Annotated in this window: 15 protein-coding genes; 2 read left to right on the forward strand and 13 right to left on the reverse strand. The window is 62.5% G+C overall.

Features of this window, described 5'->3' with window-relative positions; all coding sequences use genetic code 11:
• Positions 1 to 13: 13 nt before the first annotated feature.
• The 3 genes from uvrC to AACV02_RS15610 all read right to left on the reverse strand — a co-directional run bounded on the left by uvrC (position 14) and on the right by AACV02_RS15610 (position 2,997).
• Positions 14 to 1,837 carry an excinuclease ABC subunit UvrC gene (gene uvrC, locus AACV02_RS15600; RefSeq protein ID WP_119735477.1) on the reverse strand — a complete coding sequence of 608 codons (1,824 nt, stop codon included), beginning with the start codon at positions 1,835 to 1,837 and terminating at the stop codon, positions 14 to 16.
• 1 nt (position 1,838) lies between these two features.
• Complete coding sequence (gene gacA, locus AACV02_RS15605) at positions 1,839 to 2,480, reverse strand: response regulator transcription factor GacA (protein ID WP_003190387.1); 642 nt, start codon at positions 2,478 to 2,480, stop codon at positions 1,839 to 1,841.
• A 151-nt stretch (positions 2,481 to 2,631) separates the two neighbouring features.
• Positions 2,632 to 2,997, reverse strand: a complete 366-nt coding sequence (locus AACV02_RS15610) for a helix-turn-helix domain-containing protein (RefSeq protein WP_106579987.1) — start codon at positions 2,995 to 2,997, stop codon at positions 2,632 to 2,634.
• An 81-nt stretch (positions 2,998 to 3,078) separates the two neighbouring features.
• On the opposite strand from AACV02_RS15610, the gene AACV02_RS15615 reads away from it, so the two are divergent.
• Positions 3,079 to 3,318: a DNA-binding protein gene (locus AACV02_RS15615; RefSeq protein WP_106579986.1), complete on the forward strand. Its 240-nt coding sequence runs from the start codon at positions 3,079 to 3,081 to the stop codon at positions 3,316 to 3,318.
• Positions 3,319 to 3,353: 35 nt separating this feature from the next.
• Here the strand turns inward: AACV02_RS15615 and AACV02_RS15620 are convergent, their stop codons facing one another.
• Both AACV02_RS15620 and AACV02_RS15625 read right to left on the reverse strand, forming a co-directional pair.
• Complete coding sequence (locus AACV02_RS15620) at positions 3,354 to 3,800, reverse strand: GNAT family N-acetyltransferase (RefSeq protein WP_119735478.1); 447 nt, start codon at positions 3,798 to 3,800, stop codon at positions 3,354 to 3,356.
• A complete protein-coding gene (locus tag AACV02_RS15625; RefSeq protein ID WP_119735479.1) occupies positions 3,801 to 4,550 on the reverse strand; it encodes a carbon-nitrogen hydrolase family protein in 750 nt (249 codons plus the stop codon).
• A 619-nt stretch (positions 4,551 to 5,169) separates the two neighbouring features.
• On the opposite strand from AACV02_RS15625, the gene AACV02_RS15630 reads away from it, so the two are divergent.
• Positions 5,170 to 6,249 (forward strand): 3-deoxy-7-phosphoheptulonate synthase, encoded by a 1,080-nt coding sequence (locus AACV02_RS15630; RefSeq protein ID WP_119735480.1) that lies wholly within the window; start codon positions 5,170 to 5,172, stop codon positions 6,247 to 6,249.
• Between the two features lie 123 nt (positions 6,250 to 6,372).
• Here the strand turns inward: AACV02_RS15630 and AACV02_RS15635 are convergent, their stop codons facing one another.
• The 8 genes from AACV02_RS15635 to AACV02_RS15670 all read right to left on the reverse strand — a co-directional run bounded on the left by AACV02_RS15635 (position 6,373) and on the right by AACV02_RS15670 (position 17,137).
• Positions 6,373 to 7,074, reverse strand: a complete 702-nt coding sequence (locus AACV02_RS15635) for an NAD(P)H-dependent oxidoreductase (protein WP_119735481.1) — start codon at positions 7,072 to 7,074, stop codon at positions 6,373 to 6,375.
• Positions 7,075 to 7,083: 9 nt separating this feature from the next.
• Positions 7,084 to 8,703, reverse strand: coding sequence for an ABC transporter ATP-binding protein (locus AACV02_RS15640; protein ID WP_119735482.1), 1,620 nt, complete (start codon positions 8,701 to 8,703; stop codon positions 7,084 to 7,086).
• 2 nt (positions 8,704 to 8,705) lie between these two features.
• Positions 8,706 to 9,533 carry an ABC transporter permease gene (locus AACV02_RS15645; protein WP_106579980.1) on the reverse strand — a complete coding sequence of 276 codons (828 nt, stop codon included), beginning with the start codon at positions 9,531 to 9,533 and terminating at the stop codon, positions 8,706 to 8,708.
• Positions 9,534 to 9,536: 3 nt separating this feature from the next.
• Positions 9,537 to 10,496: an ABC transporter permease gene (locus AACV02_RS15650; RefSeq protein ID WP_119735483.1), complete on the reverse strand. Its 960-nt coding sequence runs from the start codon at positions 10,494 to 10,496 to the stop codon at positions 9,537 to 9,539.
• Positions 10,497 to 10,646: 150 nt separating this feature from the next.
• Entirely contained in the window at positions 10,647 to 12,233 is a 1,587-nt protein-coding gene (locus tag AACV02_RS15655; RefSeq protein ID WP_119735485.1) for an ABC transporter substrate-binding protein, read from the reverse strand.
• A 19-nt stretch (positions 12,234 to 12,252) separates the two neighbouring features.
• Positions 12,253 to 13,860: a 5-guanidino-2-oxopentanoate decarboxylase gene (locus tag AACV02_RS15660; protein ID WP_119735486.1), complete on the reverse strand. Its 1,608-nt coding sequence runs from the start codon at positions 13,858 to 13,860 to the stop codon at positions 12,253 to 12,255.
• Positions 13,850 to 15,958, reverse strand: a complete 2,109-nt coding sequence (locus AACV02_RS15665) for an acetate--CoA ligase family protein (RefSeq protein ID WP_119735487.1) — start codon at positions 15,956 to 15,958, stop codon at positions 13,850 to 13,852. The genes AACV02_RS15660 and AACV02_RS15665 overlap by 11 nt, the downstream gene beginning before the upstream one ends.
• A gap of 18 nt (positions 15,959 to 15,976) precedes the next feature.
• Positions 15,977 to 17,137 (reverse strand): acyl-CoA dehydrogenase family protein, encoded by a 1,161-nt coding sequence (locus AACV02_RS15670; protein WP_119735488.1) that lies wholly within the window; start codon positions 17,135 to 17,137, stop codon positions 15,977 to 15,979.

Genomic DNA, 17,137 nt, shown 5'->3' on the forward strand with positions numbered 1-17,137 from the left:
GTGAGAAGGCATTCTATTCGCTGTGCAGGTTTGCATAAATCAACTCAGCGAGCTTTTTACTGATACCGGGTGCTTTGGCTATTTCGTCAATGCTGGCACGGGACAGCTCCTGCAAGCCACCAAAATGTTTTAGCAGGTCGCGGCGGCGTGTCGGGCCAACGCCCGCCACCCCTTCCAGGGTTGAGGTTCGACGGGTTTTGCCGCGACGGGCACGGTGGCCAGTAATGGCAAAACGGTGGGCCTCGTCACGGATCTGTTGAATCAGGTGCAGCGCGGGTGAGTCGCCCTTCAAGGTGAACTCATGGGCGGCATCATTCAAGTACAACGTCTCGAAACCGGCCTTGCGCGTGGCGCCCTTGGCCACGCCGAGCAGGATCAGGTCGGGCACGGCCAGTTCGTTGAGCACGTCACGGGCCATGGACAGCTGGCCCTTGCCGCCGTCCACCAGGAGGATATCCGGCAGTTTGCCCTCTCCGTCCTTCAACTTGCTGAAGCGTCGCGTCAGGGCCTGATGCATCGCGGCGTAGTCATCGCCGGCGGTAACGCCTTCGATGTTGTAGCGCCGGTAATCGGATTTGATCGGCCCTTCCGGCCCGAACACCACACAGGACGCCACAGTGGCTTCGCCGCTGGAGTGGCTGATGTCGTAGCACTCCAGCCGTTGCGGCGGCTCGTCCAGGTTAAGGACTTCAGCCAAGGCGTCAAAGCGTGCGGCCACATGCTGCCGATTGGCCAGACGCGCACTCAGGGCCTGCTCGGCGTTTGTGACCGCCAGTTGCTGCCAACGGGCACGGGTACCGCGCACGCGGTGACTGATGTCCAGCTCACGGCCGCGCAGCTCGTGGATGGCCTCGATCAGCGTGGGGAAGTCTTCATGCACCACGTTGACGATCAACTCCGAGGGCAGATCGCGCTCGGGGCTGCTGACGTAGTACTGACCGAGGAAGGCGGCCATGACTTCAGCCACTTCCTCGTCGATCCCGGTTTGCGGGAAGAAGTTCTTGCTGCCCAGCACTCGCCCGCCACGCACGCTGATCAAATGCACACAGGCGCCGCCCGGGTTGACGAAGGCGGCGATGACATCGACGTCGCCGTTGCCGCCCTCCATGCTTTGCTGGTCCTGGACACGGCGCAACAGAGAGATCTGGTCGCGCAACTCGGCGGCCCGCTCGAAATCCAGCGTGCTGGCAGCTTGCTCCATGGCGCCGGAGAGCTCATCGGTGAGCGCATTGCTGCGCCCTTCAAGGAACATCACCGAATGGCGCACATCCTCGGCGTACTCCGCCGGATCAACCAGGCCGACACAAGGCGCCTTGCAGCGCTTGATCTGGTACTGCAGGCAAGGCCGCGTGCGGTTCTTGTAGAAACTGTCTTCGCACTGGCGCACAAAAAAGGTCTTTTGCAGCAGGCTCAGGCTTTCGCGGATTGCACCCGCGCTGGGGTACGGCCCGAAATACTTGCCCTTCTGCTTCTTCGCGCCGCGGTGAATGCTCAGCCGCGGGAAATTGCCGTCGGATAAAAACACGTAGGGGTAGGATTTATCGTCACGCAGCAGAATGTTGTAGGGCGGCCGCCATTCCTTGATCAGCGTCTGCTCAAGCAACAGCGCTTCGGTTTCATTGGCGGTGATGGTGGTTTCAACCTGGGCGATACGCGCCACCAAGGCAGCGGTTTTCGTCGCCAGGCCGGTCTTGCGAAAGTAGCTCGCCAGACGGTTTTTCAGGTTCTTGGCTTTGCCCACGTAAAGCAGGCGTGCCTCGCTGTCGAACATGCGGTACACGCCGGGGCGGCCACTGCAGGTTGAGAGAAAGGCACTTGGATCAAACGGTGTGGTCATGTCAGGCGCTGGCGTCCACCATGCCGTGGCGCACCGCGAGCAGGGTCAATTCAACATCACTGCTGATGGCGAGCTTCTCGAAAATGCGATAGCGGTAGGTGTTAACGGTTTTGGGCGACAGGCAAAGCTTGTCGGAAATCGTCTGCACTTTCTGGCAGCCGACGATCATCAAGGCAATCTGGATTTCCCGCTCCGACAGCGCATCAAACGGCGAGTCGCTGGTGGGCTGGAAAGACTTGATAGCCAACTGTTGGGCAATCTGCGGGCTGATATAACGCTGGCCGGCAAATACCAGGCGAATGGCTTGCACCATCTCCGCCAGGCCCGCACCTTTGGTCAGGTAACCGGCCGCGCCTGCCTGCAGCAGACGTGTAGGAAAAGGGTCTTCCTCACACACGGTCACCACCACGACTTTAATGTCCGGATGGCTGCGCAACAATTTGGTAGTGGCACCAAGACCGCCGATCCCAGGCATCTTGACGTCCATCAAAACCACATCTGGTTTCAACTCCCGCGCCTTGATCAGGGACTCCTCCCCTGACTCGGCCTGACCGACTACTTGCAGGCCATCGATGTCAGCCAGCATTCGTGTAATGCCTGTACGAACGAGATCATGGTCATCGACTACTAGCACCCTAATCAAGCAGACACCTCGCGATATGGTCTTATAGGTTGCTGAACACCTTAGCAAAAAACCAGGGCGCAGACCTAGCTGCAAGCGTCATATATATAGAGTTTACGCACGCCATCGGTGCCCGACTTGCGCCAGACAGCCGATTTTACTGAGCAAAAGGTCAGCTTTGCGTGAGAGCCGACTTGTGTTTTCCGTTCTGCGACACGGAGTGTTCCGCCAGTGTGGAGGTCAGTCGGCGGATAGCGTCCTGATCTTCCTTGAGCATCACCCGGTAGTTTTCCAGGATTTTTTCTTCCAGCTGACTGAGGTTTTCCAGCTGGATAGGCGTCGGACTTCCCGTCAGCACATATAAAACATCTACACCACGCTGAGCCACGCGTGACAGGTAGTCCGCCTTGGGTGCGCGGCCACCGCTCTCGTATTTGCCCTGGGCATTTGCTTCAACGCCGCCGATTTCACCAAAAACTTTCTGTGACAGGCCAAGACGTTCTCTTTCCTGCCTTAAACGCGAACCGATTCCACTCATTTGGATGTATGATCCTGTCTGGCACACCCCAAGAGGTGACACACTCATCTCGTTTTAAACAAACTTGAACGGTTTTGAACTATGCCCGGTATTCGCACTGCTGCACAAGCCAAGGCCTGGCTGGAACATCAAGGAAAGTCAGTTCAAGCGTTTGCCCGTGAGCACGGCGTTGATCCGGCCACGACCTATCAAGTGCTCGCTGGGCGTAAAAAGGGACGGCGTGGGGAAGCCCACAAGGTGGCGGTCCTGTTGGGCATGAAAGAAGGGATTATCGTGGATGAGCCCGTGGCCCTGAACCGCGACCCGGAAATCGTTTCCTGACCGCAGTATGCGCCTATTGGCAAGACGTGCCTGTTTTAGTCCGATGGACCTGCCTGACACTCGCGCTCCATGCGCCAGAAGCAACCCTCTTCCCCCACGATGCTCAACCCCAGGCGCTGATACAACCTGCGCGCCGGATTGGTTTTGAACACCGTCAAGCGTAAAAGACCCAGCCCCTGTTCACACGCCTTGAGCGCCATCTGCTCGAGTACCCAGCTGCCTGCGCCCTGCTTGCGGTAGTTTTCGGACAAGTGCAATTCGCGAATGTACAGAGCATTGTTGTCACGGCTCAGGCTGATAAACCCCAGCACTGCGTCGTCCTTGCAGATCATCCAGTTCTCGCGGCTTCCCCAGCCCACATCAAAGCCATAGTCAGACCACACAAGACCGTATTGCAGGTAGTAGCCGCCCATGGCTTGGTAGGTCAGCCTCCGTGCGAATGGCAAGTCATCGCCAGTCGCGGCGCGCAGGTGAAACGTCATTTACAGTGCAACCACGTGGCCAGACCAGTGGCCGCCATCGCGGCGGGCAAGCACCAACGCGTCGCCAGTGCCCGGTGCGGCGGCCAGCACGCTGCCGTCCGCGGCCCAAATGGCGCTGCGCCCTGCGCAGGCCCAGCCGCCTGAAGGCCCGCCATGGTTGGCCATCAACACCAGCATGCGATGCTCGGCGGCATACCCCTGGAGCAGCGCGCTGTCTGCGGCGTAGCCACCCTCGCTGATCAACACGCCGGCGGCGTACACATTGGCGCCGGCGTGCGCGGCCTCACGTGGATGGCTGGCGTGGGAAAAGTCTGCGCAAACCGCCAGCGCAATACGATCATCCGCCCATTCGAGGGCGGCACCGCCCTGCCCTGCGACGAACGCCACGTCTTCAACCGCATGCAAATGCTGCTTGGTGTAGACCGCCAGCGACCCGTCCGCCGCCAACACCAGCGCGCCGATCAACACGCCCGCCCCGGGCGCCAAACGGATCGGCATCCCCACCACCGCCGTCAATTGCAGCGCCTGCGCCTTCTCACGCAATGGCGCAAGCCGTGCATCCTCTGGCGCCATCGCCAGTTCAGCGGCCAGCGCCGGCTCGTAGCCGGTCAACGACAGCTCTGGAAACACCAGTAACTGCACACCGTGCTCCGCCGCCACCTGCATAAACGCCAAGTGCCGCTGGATATTGGCCGGCACATCGCCTGCGATTGAAGTGGTCTGAGCAGCAGCAAGGGTCAAGGCAGTCATGGTCGCGTCCAAGCCATCAATATCTAAGTGTCAGCAGCATATCGACACTCACCCCATAGCCGTAAGTACCTCAGGCGATAGAAATTACTGATTGAATCCACCCGCGTGCCTCTAGTAAGCTCCCCCCATCATCTGGAGACACACCATGTTGCAACTCACCCACACTCAGGTTTGCCCTGCTGCCAGCGCCCCGCGCTCGGTATCGGCTACCCGCGTGAACGGTTCGAGCGCACTGGTCAGCTTTTATTTTGGGTATTGGTTTAGCCACTGGCGCGCCTGATACCTGAAATCGGCGCCCACTACTCAAGGGGTCGCCTACCAGAGAAATCTAACCCCCGGTCGGCTCCCCGACCGGGGGTTTTGTTTTTTCAGCCCCTACTTATTTTGCTTCACACCGAACACTAAAAGGACTCACGACATGAACTACGCCACCTATTACCGCTACGACACCTCCACTGCATGGCGATTTAGCAAGCTCCGTTCGGGACAGCCTGCCGCCTCCGATCGGTCACCTATTGGTGGCAAGCCAACACACGTAGCCAATACGGCCAATTGTCGAACACCCCAGTAGGGCAGAGCGCGCGGGAATCGCCCGCCGCTTGCCCAGGAAGCCTTGAATATGAACTCTGCCACCGCCGCCTTGCCTGTTGCCAACCTGTCCAGCGCCAATGAAGCCCTGACCCAGCGCCTGCCCAGCTCGCTTGAACTCAAGCACCAGTTGCCCCTGAGCCCCTTCCTCAACGAACAGATCCACGCCCATCGCCAAGCCGTGCGCGCCATCCTCAACGGTGAAGATGCCCGTTTGCTGGTGATTGTCGGCCCGTGCTCGATCCACGACCCCGAATCGGCCATGGAATACGCGCGCAATCTGAAGAAACTGGCGCTTGAAGTCAGCGACCAGATGCTGCTGGTGATCCGCGCCTACGTGGAAAAACCGCGCACCACCATCGGCTGGAAAGGCCTGGCCTACGACCCGCACCTGGACGGCAGCGATGACATGGCCGCAGGCCTGACCCTGTCGCGCCAACTGATGCGTGAAATGCTGCGCCTGGGCCTGCCGGTCGCCACCGAGCTGCTGCAACCCATGGCCGCCGGCTACTTCGATGACCTGCTCAGTTGGGTCGCCATTGGCGCACGCACCACCGAGTCGCAGATCCACCGCGAAATGGCCAGCGGCCTGGGCATGCCGGTCGGCTTCAAGAACGGCACCGACGGCGGCGTCGCGATTGCCTGTGACGCGATGCGCTCGGCGTCACACCCGCACCGCCACTTCGGCGTCGACAGCCAGGGCCATCCGGCAATCATCCAGACCCCAGGCAACCCCGACACGCACCTGGTGCTGCGCGGCGGGCACGGTGGGCCAAACTACGATGCGCAAAGTGTGGCGCAGGTAAAACACGATTTGGCCAAGTCCAAGGTCGCGGCGCGGATCATGGTCGATTGCAGCCACGCCAACAGCGGCAAAGACCCGCTGCGTCAGCCGGCCGTGTTCAACGACGTGCTGGAACAACGCCTGCAAGGCGACACCTCGCTGATCGGCATGATGCTCGAAAGCCATCTGTTCGAAGGTTGCCAGCCGTTGAGCGCGTCGATGAAATACGGCGTGTCGGTGACCGATGGCTGCCTGGGCTGGGACGGCACCGAACAGTTGTTGCGCAGTGCGGCAGAGCGGTTGCGGGAGCAGCACAAAGCCAACTGACAGAAGCGGCTCCTAAATGTGGGAGCTGGCTTGCCTGCGATAGCGGCGTATCAGGCTACAGATCTTTAGCTGATGTACCGTAATCGCCGGCAAGCCAGCTCCCACACTTGAACAGCGCTGGACTCAGGAAAGTGGGTATAGCGCCTCATCGAATTGTTCCAATTTCGGGAATATCAAAGGCTGCTCTTGCGCCAGACCTTGCAACCGCCGCGCATACCCCAGCAGAAACTCCCGCCGCGCCTCATCGCTGATATACGGCACATGCCACGCCACAAACGGCGCCAGCACCTCATACCCGACATACGCCAGCGTGCCGCGCAGAATCGGCTTCAACATCTCCTCCAGCGGCCCGTGAATAGCGCCTTCGCCAAACATATGCTCACGCCCGCCCAGGGTCACCGTGACCAGCGCCCGCTTGCCCGCCAGCCCGCCCTGATCGTAAAAACGCTTGCCGCCGTAACACACGCCCGACACCAGCACCCGGTCGATCCAGCCCTTGAGCATCGCCGGCGCCGAGAACCAGAAGATCGGGAAGTTGAGAATCAGCAGGTCAGCCCACAGCAACTTGTCCAACTCGCCCTGGATATCCGCCGCGATCGACTGCTTTTTCACCCCCAGCCGTTGCTCCAGGGCGTACACCAAATAGTCAGGATTCTCCCGTGTCGAAAAATCCGCCGCCGACGCTACGGGGTTCCACTGCATGGCGTACAAGTCGCTGACCTGCACCGCATGCCCCTGCTCTTGCAGCGTGCTGACCGCCTGGTCGCGCAAGGCGGCGGTAAAGGACTGCGGTTCAGGATGGGCGTGAACAATCAAAACCTTCATGTGAATTCCTCAAACGGTGGGCGCCGCCCGTTGGGCCAGCAAATGATCGAGCCAGTCCGGGTCCATTTCCGGTTCCGATGAAAACAGCAGGCCGGTGTAGTCCTGGTAAGGCGGGGTAAAAATCGCGCTGCGGCTGCCCTGGTCAACCACCCTGCCCCGCTGCATCACCACCACCTCATCGGCAATCGCGCGCACCGTGGCGACGTCGTGGGTGATAAACAGGTAAGCCACACCCAGTTGCTGCTGGAGGCGGTTGAGCAACTTCAGCACGCCTTCGGCCACGAGTTGATCGAGGGCTGAGGTGACTTCGTCGCAGATGATCAGTTGCGGGTCAGCGGCCAGCGCGCGGGCGATGCAGATGCGCTGCTTCTGCCCCCCGGACAGCTCGCGCGGTTGGCGCTCCATAAACACCGCCGGGTCCAGCTCGATCATCTCCAGCAGCTCGGCCACCCGCGCGCGCATCGCCTTGCCCTTAAGGCCCAGGTAAAACGTCAGTGGCCGGCCGATGATGTCGACGATGCGCTGGCGCGGGTTCAGCGCCGTGTCGGGGATCTGGTAGATCATCTGGATACGCCGCAACTGCTCCTTGCTGCGCCGCCGAAAATCCACCGGCAGCGCCTCGCCGTCGTACAACACCTGCCCCGCCGTGGCGGGCAGCAGGCCGGTGATCAGCCGCGCGGTAGAGCTTTTGCCACTGCCGGACTCGCCGATCACCGCCAGGGTCTGGCCGCGATGCAGCTGCAGCGACACCTCATGCAGCACCGGTTGATGCCCGTAGCTGGCACACACCTGGCGCACCTCCAGCAGCGGCACGTCCTGGGCCGGGCGCGCCTTGGGCTCGGTGCGAAAGCTGCGCACCGCCCACAGCGATTGGGTGTACGCCTGCTGCGGCTGGCTGAGCATGCTGCGAGTGTCGGCTTCCTCGACCCGCTTGCCGTGGCGCAGCACCATGATGCGATCGGCCATCTGCGCCACCACCGCCAAATCGTGGCTGATATACAGCGCAGCGCTGCCGAAGGTTTTCACCGCGTCGCGAATGGCTGCCAGCACTTCGATCTGGGTGGTGACGTCGAGGGCGGTGGTGGGTTCGTCGAAGATGATCAAGTCCGGGTGGCAGGCCATGGCCATCGCCGTCATCACCCGCTGCAACTGCCCACCTGACACTTGATGCGGATAGCGTTGGCCAATGGTTTCGGGGTTGGGCAAGCGCAGCACGCGGTACAACTCCACCGCTTCGCGCTCGGCCTGGGCGCGGCTGATACCGCCGTTGATCACCGCGGTTTCCACGTGCTGATCGATCAGGCGGTGCGCCGGGTTGAAGGACGCCGCCGCGCTTTGCGCCACATACGCGATGCGCAAACCACGCAGCTTGCGCAAGGCCTCAGGCTTGGCCTGCAGCAACGCGATGCCGTCAAAACACACCGAGCCGCCGACAATGCGGCAACCGTCGCGCGCATACCCCATCGCCGCCAGGCCAAGGGTGGATTTACCCGCGCCCGACTCGCCGATCAGCCCCAGTACCTCGCCGCGTTGCAAGGTCAGGTCGATGCCCTGGATCAGCGGGTGCCAGGCGTCTTCGTAATGCCCTTCAACCTGCAGGTTGCGGATTTCCAGCAATGGCCTGTCCATCCTCAACACTCCTTCAGGCCGCTGGATGTATGCAGCATCCAGTCGACGACAAAATTCACGCTGACCGTAATCAAGGCCACCGCCAGCGCCGGCAGCAACGGGCTGATGTCGCCGAAGGTGATCAACACCGCGTTATCGCGCACCATACTGCCCCAGTCGGCGGTGGGCGGTTGAATGCCCAGGCCCAGGAACGACAACGCGCTGATAAACAGGAACACAAAGCAAAAGCGCAGGCCGAATTCGGCAATCAACGGCGCGGCAGCGTTGGGCAGCACTTCGCGGCTGACCAGCCACCACAAGCCTTCGCCACGCAGGCGTGCGGCTTCGACAAAATCCTGCACCACCACGGTCATCGCCACCGCGCGAGACAAGCGGAACACCCGCGTCGAATCCAGCAGCGCAATCACCACCACCAGCGACGTCGCGTTGGTGCCCACCACGCTGAGGATCAGCAGGGCAAAAATCAGCTGCGGGATTGCCATCAGAATATCCACCACCCGCGACAGCCCCTGGTCAATCCAGCCGCCCTTGATGGCGGCGACCAAGCCGCTCAAACCGCCCAGCAGGAACGCCAGCGTGGTAGTCAGGAAGGCGATGCCCAGGGTATTGCGCGCGCCGTAGACGAGGCGGCTGAACATATCGCGCCCGAGGTTATCGGTGCCCAGTAAAAACTGACCGCTCCAGGGCGCGAACCCCTCGCCCACCACCTGGGTTTCGCCGTACGGCGCCAGCAGCGGCGCAAACAGCGCCACCGCGATGTACAACACAATAATCAGCAGGCCGAACTTGGCGCTCAACGGCGCCCTGGCCACATGGCTCAACAGGCTCATGGTCTACCCCTTTGGGTGCATCAGGCGTGGGTTGCTGGCGATGGACAGCACATCCGCCGAGGTATTGAGCAGGATGTAGGTGGCGGCAAAGATCAGGCTGCACGCCTGCACCACCGGGATGTCGCGCTTGGACACCGAGTCCACCAGCAATTGCCCCAGCCCCGGATAGACAAACACCACTTCGACCACCACCACGCCCACCACCAGGTACGCCAGGTTGAGCGCCACCACGTTGACGATGGGTGCCAGTGCATTGGGCAACGCGTGGCGCCAGATAATCCGCGACGGGCGAATGCCCTTGAGCCGGGCCATTTCGATGTAGGGGCTGGCCAGCAGGTTGATCAAAGAGGCACGGGTCATGCGCATCATCTGCGCGATCACCACCAGGCTCAGTGTTGCAACCGGCAACACCGAGCGCTCAAGGATCGTGGCGAACGACGCATCCGGTGCCAGGTTGGACAGGCTGGGAAACCAGCCGAGCTTCACCGAAAACAGCAGGATCAGCAGGTAGGCGACAAAGAACTCCGGGAACGACACGGCACTCAAGGCCGTGGTGTTGAGCAGGCGATCAAACCAGCTGTTGCGGTACAGCGCCGCCAGCATGCCCAGCACCAGCGCGGTGGGCACCGAGACCAACGCCGCCAGGGCGGCCAGGCTCAGCGTATTGCCCAGGCGCGCGCCGATCAGCTCGGCGATAGGCCGCTGGTTGGCCAGTGAAGCGCCCAGATCGCCGTGCAGCAGGCGCAACAGCCATTGCGCAAAGCGCGTGAACGGCGGCAAATCCAGGCCCAACTGCGCGCGAAACGCCGCCACGGTTTCCGGCGTGGCCGACTGGCCGAGCATGGCCTGGGCAATATCGCCCGGCAGCATGCCCACGGCGAGAAAGATGATCACCGAGACCGCGAACAACGACAGCAGGCCGAGGGCGAGGCGTTGGAGGATGAGCTTCAACAAACTATTCATGGGTGCATTGCTCCTGAAACACCACAAACCCTATGTGGGAGCGGGCTTGCTCGCGAAAGCGGTGTGCCAGCCACTACATGTGTCAACTGACAGAGCGCTTTCGCGAGCAAGCCCGCTCCCACAATTTGATCTTCATTGTTAGTAGGGGCTCTATGCTTGCCACCAGCGCTCAATCACCCGCAACCCATCCAGCTCACCATAAGGCGCGGTCAGCGGCCCATGGCTGACGCGGTTCGAACGCGCCGCCACAGAGCTGGCGAACAGCGGCACAATCGCGCCGCCATCGTCCCGGCACAGGGCCTGCATTTCGTTGTACATCTCCTGGCGCAGTGGCGCGTTCATCTCGCCACGCGCGGCCACGAGCAGTTGGTTGAAGCGCGCGTTGTCCCAGTGGGTTTCGTTCCACGCCGCGCCTTTGGCGTAGCCGATGCTGAACATGCGGTCGGCGGTCAGGCTGCTGTACCAGAACGAGGTGGTGAACGGCTGCTTCATCCACACATTGGAAAAGTAGCCGTCGGCCGGCTCGCGCACCACGTCAATGTCGATACCGGCCTGGCGCGCCTGCTCCTTGAACAGCACCGAGGCGTCCACCGCGCCGGTGTAAGCCGCGTCGGAAGCTTGCAGGCGCACCTTGAGCGACTCCACCCCGGCCTTGCGCAAGTAGAAGCGCGACTTGTCCGGGTCGTAGGCGCGCTGCTCCAGCGCGGCGTTGATAAAGCGGCTGCCCGGCTGGATCGGGTGGTCGTTGCCCACCAGGCCATAACCATGCAGCACCGACGCCAGCAGGGTTTCGCGGTTGATCGCGTGCTTCATGGCCATGCGAATGTCGTTGTTCTTGAACTCGTTGCTGTCGCACAGCATCGGGAAGGTGTAGTGCTGGGCGCCCTTGGTTTCTTCAATCACCAAGCCTGGGTTGCGCTTGAGCAATGCCACGGTCTTCAGGTCGACTTTGTTGATCACATCGACTTGCCCGGTGACCAGCGCATTGACCCGCGCGGCGCCGTCGGCGATGGCGAGCAACTCGGCACTGGCGAAGTGCGCGCGACCGGGTTTCCAGTAATCGGGGTTGCGCTCCAGGTCCATGCGCACGCCCGGTTCGAAGCTTTTCAGGCGATAGCCACTGGTGCCCACACCGGCCTGCCAATCGGCGGCGCCGTCCTTGGCGGGCATGATCACCAAATGGTAATCGGCCACCACATAGGCAAAATCCGCGTTGCCCGAATGCAGCTCGAACACCACCGCGTCGTTGCCGTTGGTGCTGACGCTGGCGACCTCACCGAGCACCGTCTTGGCCGCCGACGTGGAGTCCTTGCTCAAGTGATGATTGATCGACACCACCACGTCTTCGGCGGTCAGGGTTTTGCCATTGTGGAAGGTCACGCCCTGGCGCAAGTGAAAGGTCCACACGCGCGCGTCCGCGGTGGATTCAAAGCGCTCGGCCAGTTCGGGGATTGCACTGCCGTCCACGGCGATTTCAGTCAGGGTGTTGTACACCGCCGAGAAGCCGACGAAGGTAAACGTGTCGACCCAGGAGCCGGGATCGCGCGAATCGGTGGTGCTGCCGCCGGCCAGGCCCAGGCGCAGCACGCCGCCCGGTTTGGGCGCTGCGTCTTCGCCGAAGGCGTGCACGGGCAGGCCCATGGAAAACGCCGCCGCCACCGCGCCGGCCACGGCGCTGTGTTTGAGGAAGTCCCGTCGGTGCATCGCTTGAGTCATTTTGTTGTTGTTTTCGCTCATGGTCTCGCTCCTCTAAAGGTCAACAGGCATAGGCATGTTTCAACTCGATCAAGGTCACGCCATTGCGTTTGAAGCCGTTGCGCAAGTCCGTTTGCAATTCATCCAGGTTCTTTGGCTGGTTCACGGTGCACCCGAACGCCTGGGCGAACAGCGCGAAATCCGGGTTGCGCGGCAGTACGCCGATGGGCTCGATGTCGAGGCTGAGCATGTCATCGCGAATTTGCCCGAGGGCATCGTTGTTCCACAGCAGCACCACCAGTGGGCTGTCCAGCTCTTCAACGGCGGTGGCCAATTCCTGGGCGGTGTAGAGGAAGCCACCGTCGCCCACCAGCACCAACCCTGGCCGCAGAGGCGCGCCGAACGTGGCGCCGATGCCCGCCGGCAAGCCATAGCCCAAGGTGCCGTAGCCGGTGGGGTGCAGCCAGCTGCGCGGGGTGCGGCTGCGGTAGGCATAGTTGCCGGTGTAAGCGAGTTGGGTCATGTCAGTGCTGATAAAAGCATTGGCGGGCAGTTCGGCCTCGATGCGGTCGAGGATGGCTTGGTGGATCGACTGCAAGGGGCCGTGTCCCAGCTCAACGGCCTGGAGCAATGTGGCAACTTTTTTGATTGCCGCTTCAGCGTCTCGCGGCGCCGTCGGCAAGCGCTCCAGCAACGCCAGCACAGTGCTGTTGGCATCGCCGTGCAGCGCCAGCGTGCACGGGTAAAAATCATTGAATTTGCGTGGGTCGATGTCCACGCGCAGCAGCTCACCGGTGATGGGCAAGCGCTCACGCCAGTAATCGGTGTCGGCCATTTCCGTGCCGACCGCCAGCACCACATCGGCCTCGCTGATCAGTTGCCAGCCGGGTTCGACGCACAGGGTTGAACCGGCATTCAGCGGGTCATTGACCGGCACCAAACCCTTGCCCGCGACACTGGTAAAAAACGGCGCCGCCAGTTGCGTGCTCAAGCGCTGCAAAGCCTCCCCCGCCGCCAGCGCGCCGCCGCCGGCAATGATCATTGGCCGTTTGGCCGAAGCGAGCTTGGCCACCGCCTGATCCAGCACCTCGGCCATTGGCACGCCACGCCCTGAACCGCGTACTACCTCATTGCTCCAGTCCCTTTGAATCGGCGCCGCCAACACATCCAGCGGCACCGAGATATGCACCGGCCGTGGCCGCTCGCTGTCGAACACCGCGTAGGCACGCGCGACCAGCTCGGGCAAATCCTCGGCGCTTGACGCCACCGCCGAAAACGCCGTGATTGGCGCGGTGATTGCGCGCTGGTCCTGGGTTTCATGCAGGCTGCCCCACCCCTTGCCAAGGCTGGCGGTGTGGTTGACGCTGGAAATCACCAGCATCGGGATCGAGTCGGCGTAAGCCTGGCCGATTGCGGTTGCCGCATTGGTGACCCCAGGGCCGGTGATCACAAAGCACACGCCCGGCTTGCCGCTGACTCGCGCATAGCCGTCGGCCATGAAACCTGCGCCTTGTTCATGGCGCGTGAGCACATGCCGAATGCCGCTGCCGGGCAAGCCGCGATACAGCTCCAGCGTGTGCACGCCGGGAATGCCGAATACCGTGTCGACGCCATAGTTGGCGAGCAACCGCACCAGCGCTTGGCCACCGGTGATTGTTTTAGCGTGCATGACCATCTCCTAGGCGAATCAATGCATCGACCGCCGTGGCGCCGCGGGCACTGACCAGCAATGGGTTCACATCCAGTTCCAGTAACTGCCCGGCATTCGCGCAGGCGTAGTCGGCCACCGCGCGGATGGCCGCGACCAGCGCGTCCATATCCGCCACCTCACGGCCACGAAAGCCTTGCAGCAACGCCGCGCTGCGCAGGCTGAGCAACGCGTTGCGAATCGCGCCGTCGGTGGTCGGCAACAACAGGCTGCGGCTGTCCTTGAGCAACTCCACGAGGATGCCGCCAGCGCCAATTACCAAGGCCAGGCCGAAGTCGTTTTCACGCTTGATGCCCACGATCAGCTCCGCCAGCGGCTGGGTTGCCATCGACTCCAGCAGTAATTGATCGAAGGCGACACCCGGTGCGTACGCGGCGATTTGCCCGCGCATGCGCTCGAGTGCGGTCGCCAGCGCCACGTCGTCTTCGAGGTTCAGCGCCACGGCACCCGCTTCGGTTTTATGCGGCAAATCAGCGCTGACGGCCTTGAGCACCAACGGGTAGCCCAACAGCTTGGCGTCCACGATCGCCCGCCCCGGCGTGCTCAATACAGCAGCCGGCGTATTCAGGCCGAAGGCGCGCAAGGCTTGTTTGGACGCCCACTCATCCAGCGCCAAACCCTGGCTCTCAAGGGGTTGCGGGCACAGCGGCGCAAGGATCGATTCGCCTCGTTCGAGCAACACGCGACGATTATTTTGGTAGTCGGCGATGCGGCCCCACGCGGCGAACGCGTCCTCCACGCCTTGCAGCGCGGCGATGCCTTGGGCATGCAGACGCTCGCGTGCATGGGCCGGCAGCAATTCGGGAAAGGCTGAGGTGACGAAGCCGGTCTTGCCATGCCGCGCAAGCGCGTCGCAGAACAGCGCCAACAGCACGTCACATTCCTTGCGCTCGCCGGTGAATTCAGCCGGGTAATCCAGCACCAGCATGGCCGCATCCGCGTCGGTACGCAGGGCCGTGTCGAGCATGCTGCCGAGTGCGTCGCGGTCGCCCCAGATGGCGGTGGTGAAATCCAGCGGGTTGACCAGGTTGGCGTAGCTGGGCAACACCTGCGCCAGCTCGCCGCGCTGGCCTTCGTCCAGTTCTGGCAGGGCCAGGTGGTTGCGCTCGGCATAGTCGGCAATCAGCCCTGCATCGCCGCCGGAACAAGCCAGCGCGATGAGGCGATTGCCCGCCGGCAGATGGCCGCACGCGGCGGCTTTCAGGGTTTCGACAAAACTCACCGGGCCGCTGACGCGAATCACGCCCAGCCGTGCAAACAGGCTGTCGTACAGCGCGTCCGAACCGGATAGCGAGCTGGTATGACTCAACGCCAGCTCGGCGCCAATCTGCGACACGCCGGTTTTCAGCGCGATGATCGGGATGCCTTTTTCCAGGGCCTTGTGCGCCGCGCGAGCAAACGCCGGCACATTCTTCAAGCCTTCCAGGTGCAGGCCGATGGCGGTGACGCGCGGCTCATCGAGCAACACGTCCATCAGTTCGGCCACCCCCAGTTGCGCCTGGTTGCCCACCGACGCCATGTAGGCCACCGGCAGCGAGCGGTCGCTCATCGACAGGTTGTAGGCGAAGTTGCCGCTCTGGGTCAGCACCGCCACGCCCTTGTGCACCGCTTTGCCGCCATGGGCCACCGGCCACAGGGCCGAGCTGTGCAGGTAATCGAGCAGGCCGTAGCAGTTGGGGCCGAGCAATGCCATGTCACCCGCGGCCCTCAGCAACTGCTGTTGCAGGGCTAGGCCGGTGGCCCCGGTTTCGGCAAAACCCGAGGCGTAGCAAATCGCGCCGCCGGTGCCGATGGCGGCGAGTTCCGCCACGCAGGTCAGCGTCAGTTCACGGTTGGTGGCGATAAATACCGCATCCGGGCCGCAGGGTAAATCGGCGATGCGGCGCACACACGGGATACCGTCGAGGCTGTCGTGCTGCGGGTTGACCAGCCACATGGGCCCGGTAAAACCGCCGTCGGCGCAGCGCTTGAGCGCGCGCGCCATGCTGCGCCCACCGACGAAGGCCAGGTGCCGGGGCGCCAGCAGGCGCTTGAGGTTGTCGCGAATAGCCTGGGACATAAGCGTTCTCCGCGCCGATCAGCGCAACAGCGGCCGCAGCAGTTCACGGGCGATGATATGGCGCTGGATTTCCGAGGTACCTTCCCAGATCCGTTCGATGCGTGCGTTGCGCCAGATGCGCTCCACCGGCCCTTCGTCCATCAAGCCCATGCCACCGAAAATCTGCACGGCTTCATCAGCGACGTTGCCCAGGGTTTCGCTGGCAAACAACTTGGCCATGCCGGCCTCGCCGTCGGTCATGCTGCCTTGGTCCATCTTCCAGGCGGTGTGCAGGGTCAGCAGCTCGGCGGCGCGAATCTGCGTGGCCATGTCGGCGAGTTTGAAACTCACGCCCTGGTAGGTGCCGATGGGCTGGCCGAACTGCTTGCGGTCGGCGGCCCATTGCAGCGACACATCCAGCGCGCGCTGAGCCTGGCCGACGCAGTTGGCGGCGACCATCACGCGCCCGGCGGTGAGCCAGGCATTGGCAACGTCCCAACCCTTGCCGACTTCGCCGAGCACCTTGGACGCGGGCACGCGGCAGTCGTCGAAGAACATTTCATAGGTGTGATAACCACGGTTGCTCACGCACCTGGGGCCACGGCGGATGGTCATGCCGGGCGTGCCGCGATCGACCAGAAACGAGGTCACCGCATTGCGCTGACGGCCGTTGTGCTCATAGGTGTCGGTCACCGCAAAGACGATGGCGAAATCGGCGTGGCCGGCATGGCTGATGAAGTGCTTGCTGCCGTTGATGACGAAGTCATCGCCGCTGCGCACGGCGCGGGTCTTGATGGCGTTGGCGTCGGAACCGGCACCCGGCTCGGTCAGCGCGAAGCAGTCGATTTTCTTGCCCTGCACGCACGGCAACAGGTAGTCCTCGATCTGCGCGCCGGTGCACGCCATGAGAATTTTCGAAGGCCGCGCAACGAACACGTGCAGTGCCCACGAGACCTTGGACAGCTCCCGCTCGATCAGTGCCTGGGACAGGTAGTCCAGGCCGCCACCGCCCACCTCTTCGGGCATGTTGAAGGCATAGAAACCGGCGGCAATCGCCTTGTCACGGATCTGCGCGGCAAGCTCGGGCGACACCTCATCGGCACGGTCCACCGCCTCTTCGTGCGGCAGCAACTCCTTGGCGACAAAGCTGCGTACGGCGTCCACCAACATGTCTTGTTCTTGGCTGAGTTGGAAATTCAT

The sequence above is a fragment of the Pseudomonas sp. Larv2_ips genome (assembly GCF_963879675.1).
Taxonomy (GTDB): Bacteria; Pseudomonadota; Gammaproteobacteria; order Pseudomonadales; family Pseudomonadaceae; genus Aquipseudomonas.

What these genes read in the sequence shown, in the direction of transcription:
- uvrC (WP_119735477.1), bottom strand. Translation starts at nt 1,837, where the DNA reads ATGACCACACCGTTTGATCCAAGTGCCTTTCTCTCAACCTGCAGTGGC.
- AACV02_RS15610 (WP_106579987.1), bottom strand. Translation starts at nt 2,997, where the DNA reads ATGAGTGGAATCGGTTCGCGTTTAAGGCAGGAAAGAGAACGTCTTGGC.
- AACV02_RS15615 (WP_106579986.1), top strand. Translation starts at nt 3,079, where the DNA reads ATGCCCGGTATTCGCACTGCTGCACAAGCCAAGGCCTGGCTGGAACAT.
- AACV02_RS15620 (WP_119735478.1), bottom strand. Translation starts at nt 3,800, where the DNA reads ATGACGTTTCACCTGCGCGCCGCGACTGGCGATGACTTGCCATTCGCA.
- AACV02_RS15625 (WP_119735479.1), bottom strand. Translation starts at nt 4,550, where the DNA reads ATGACTGCCTTGACCCTTGCTGCTGCTCAGACCACTTCAATCGCAGGC.
- AACV02_RS15630 (WP_119735480.1), top strand. Translation starts at nt 5,170, where the DNA reads ATGAACTCTGCCACCGCCGCCTTGCCTGTTGCCAACCTGTCCAGCGCC.
- AACV02_RS15635 (WP_119735481.1), bottom strand. Translation starts at nt 7,074, where the DNA reads ATGAAGGTTTTGATTGTTCACGCCCATCCTGAACCGCAGTCCTTTACC.
- AACV02_RS15640 (WP_119735482.1), bottom strand. Translation starts at nt 8,703, where the DNA reads ATGGACAGGCCATTGCTGGAAATCCGCAACCTGCAGGTTGAAGGGCAT.
- AACV02_RS15645 (WP_106579980.1), bottom strand. Translation starts at nt 9,533, where the DNA reads ATGAGCCTGTTGAGCCATGTGGCCAGGGCGCCGTTGAGCGCCAAGTTC.
- AACV02_RS15650 (WP_119735483.1), bottom strand. Translation starts at nt 10,496, where the DNA reads ATGAATAGTTTGTTGAAGCTCATCCTCCAACGCCTCGCCCTCGGCCTG.
- AACV02_RS15655 (WP_119735485.1), bottom strand. Translation starts at nt 12,233, where the DNA reads ATGAGCGAAAACAACAACAAAATGACTCAAGCGATGCACCGACGGGAC.
- AACV02_RS15660 (WP_119735486.1), bottom strand. Translation starts at nt 13,860, where the DNA reads ATGCACGCTAAAACAATCACCGGTGGCCAAGCGCTGGTGCGGTTGCTC.
- AACV02_RS15665 (WP_119735487.1), bottom strand. Translation starts at nt 15,958, where the DNA reads ATGTCCCAGGCTATTCGCGACAACCTCAAGCGCCTGCTGGCGCCCCGG.
- AACV02_RS15670 (WP_119735488.1), bottom strand. Translation starts at nt 17,137, where the DNA reads ATGAATTTCCAACTCAGCCAAGAACAAGACATGTTGGTGGACGCCGTA.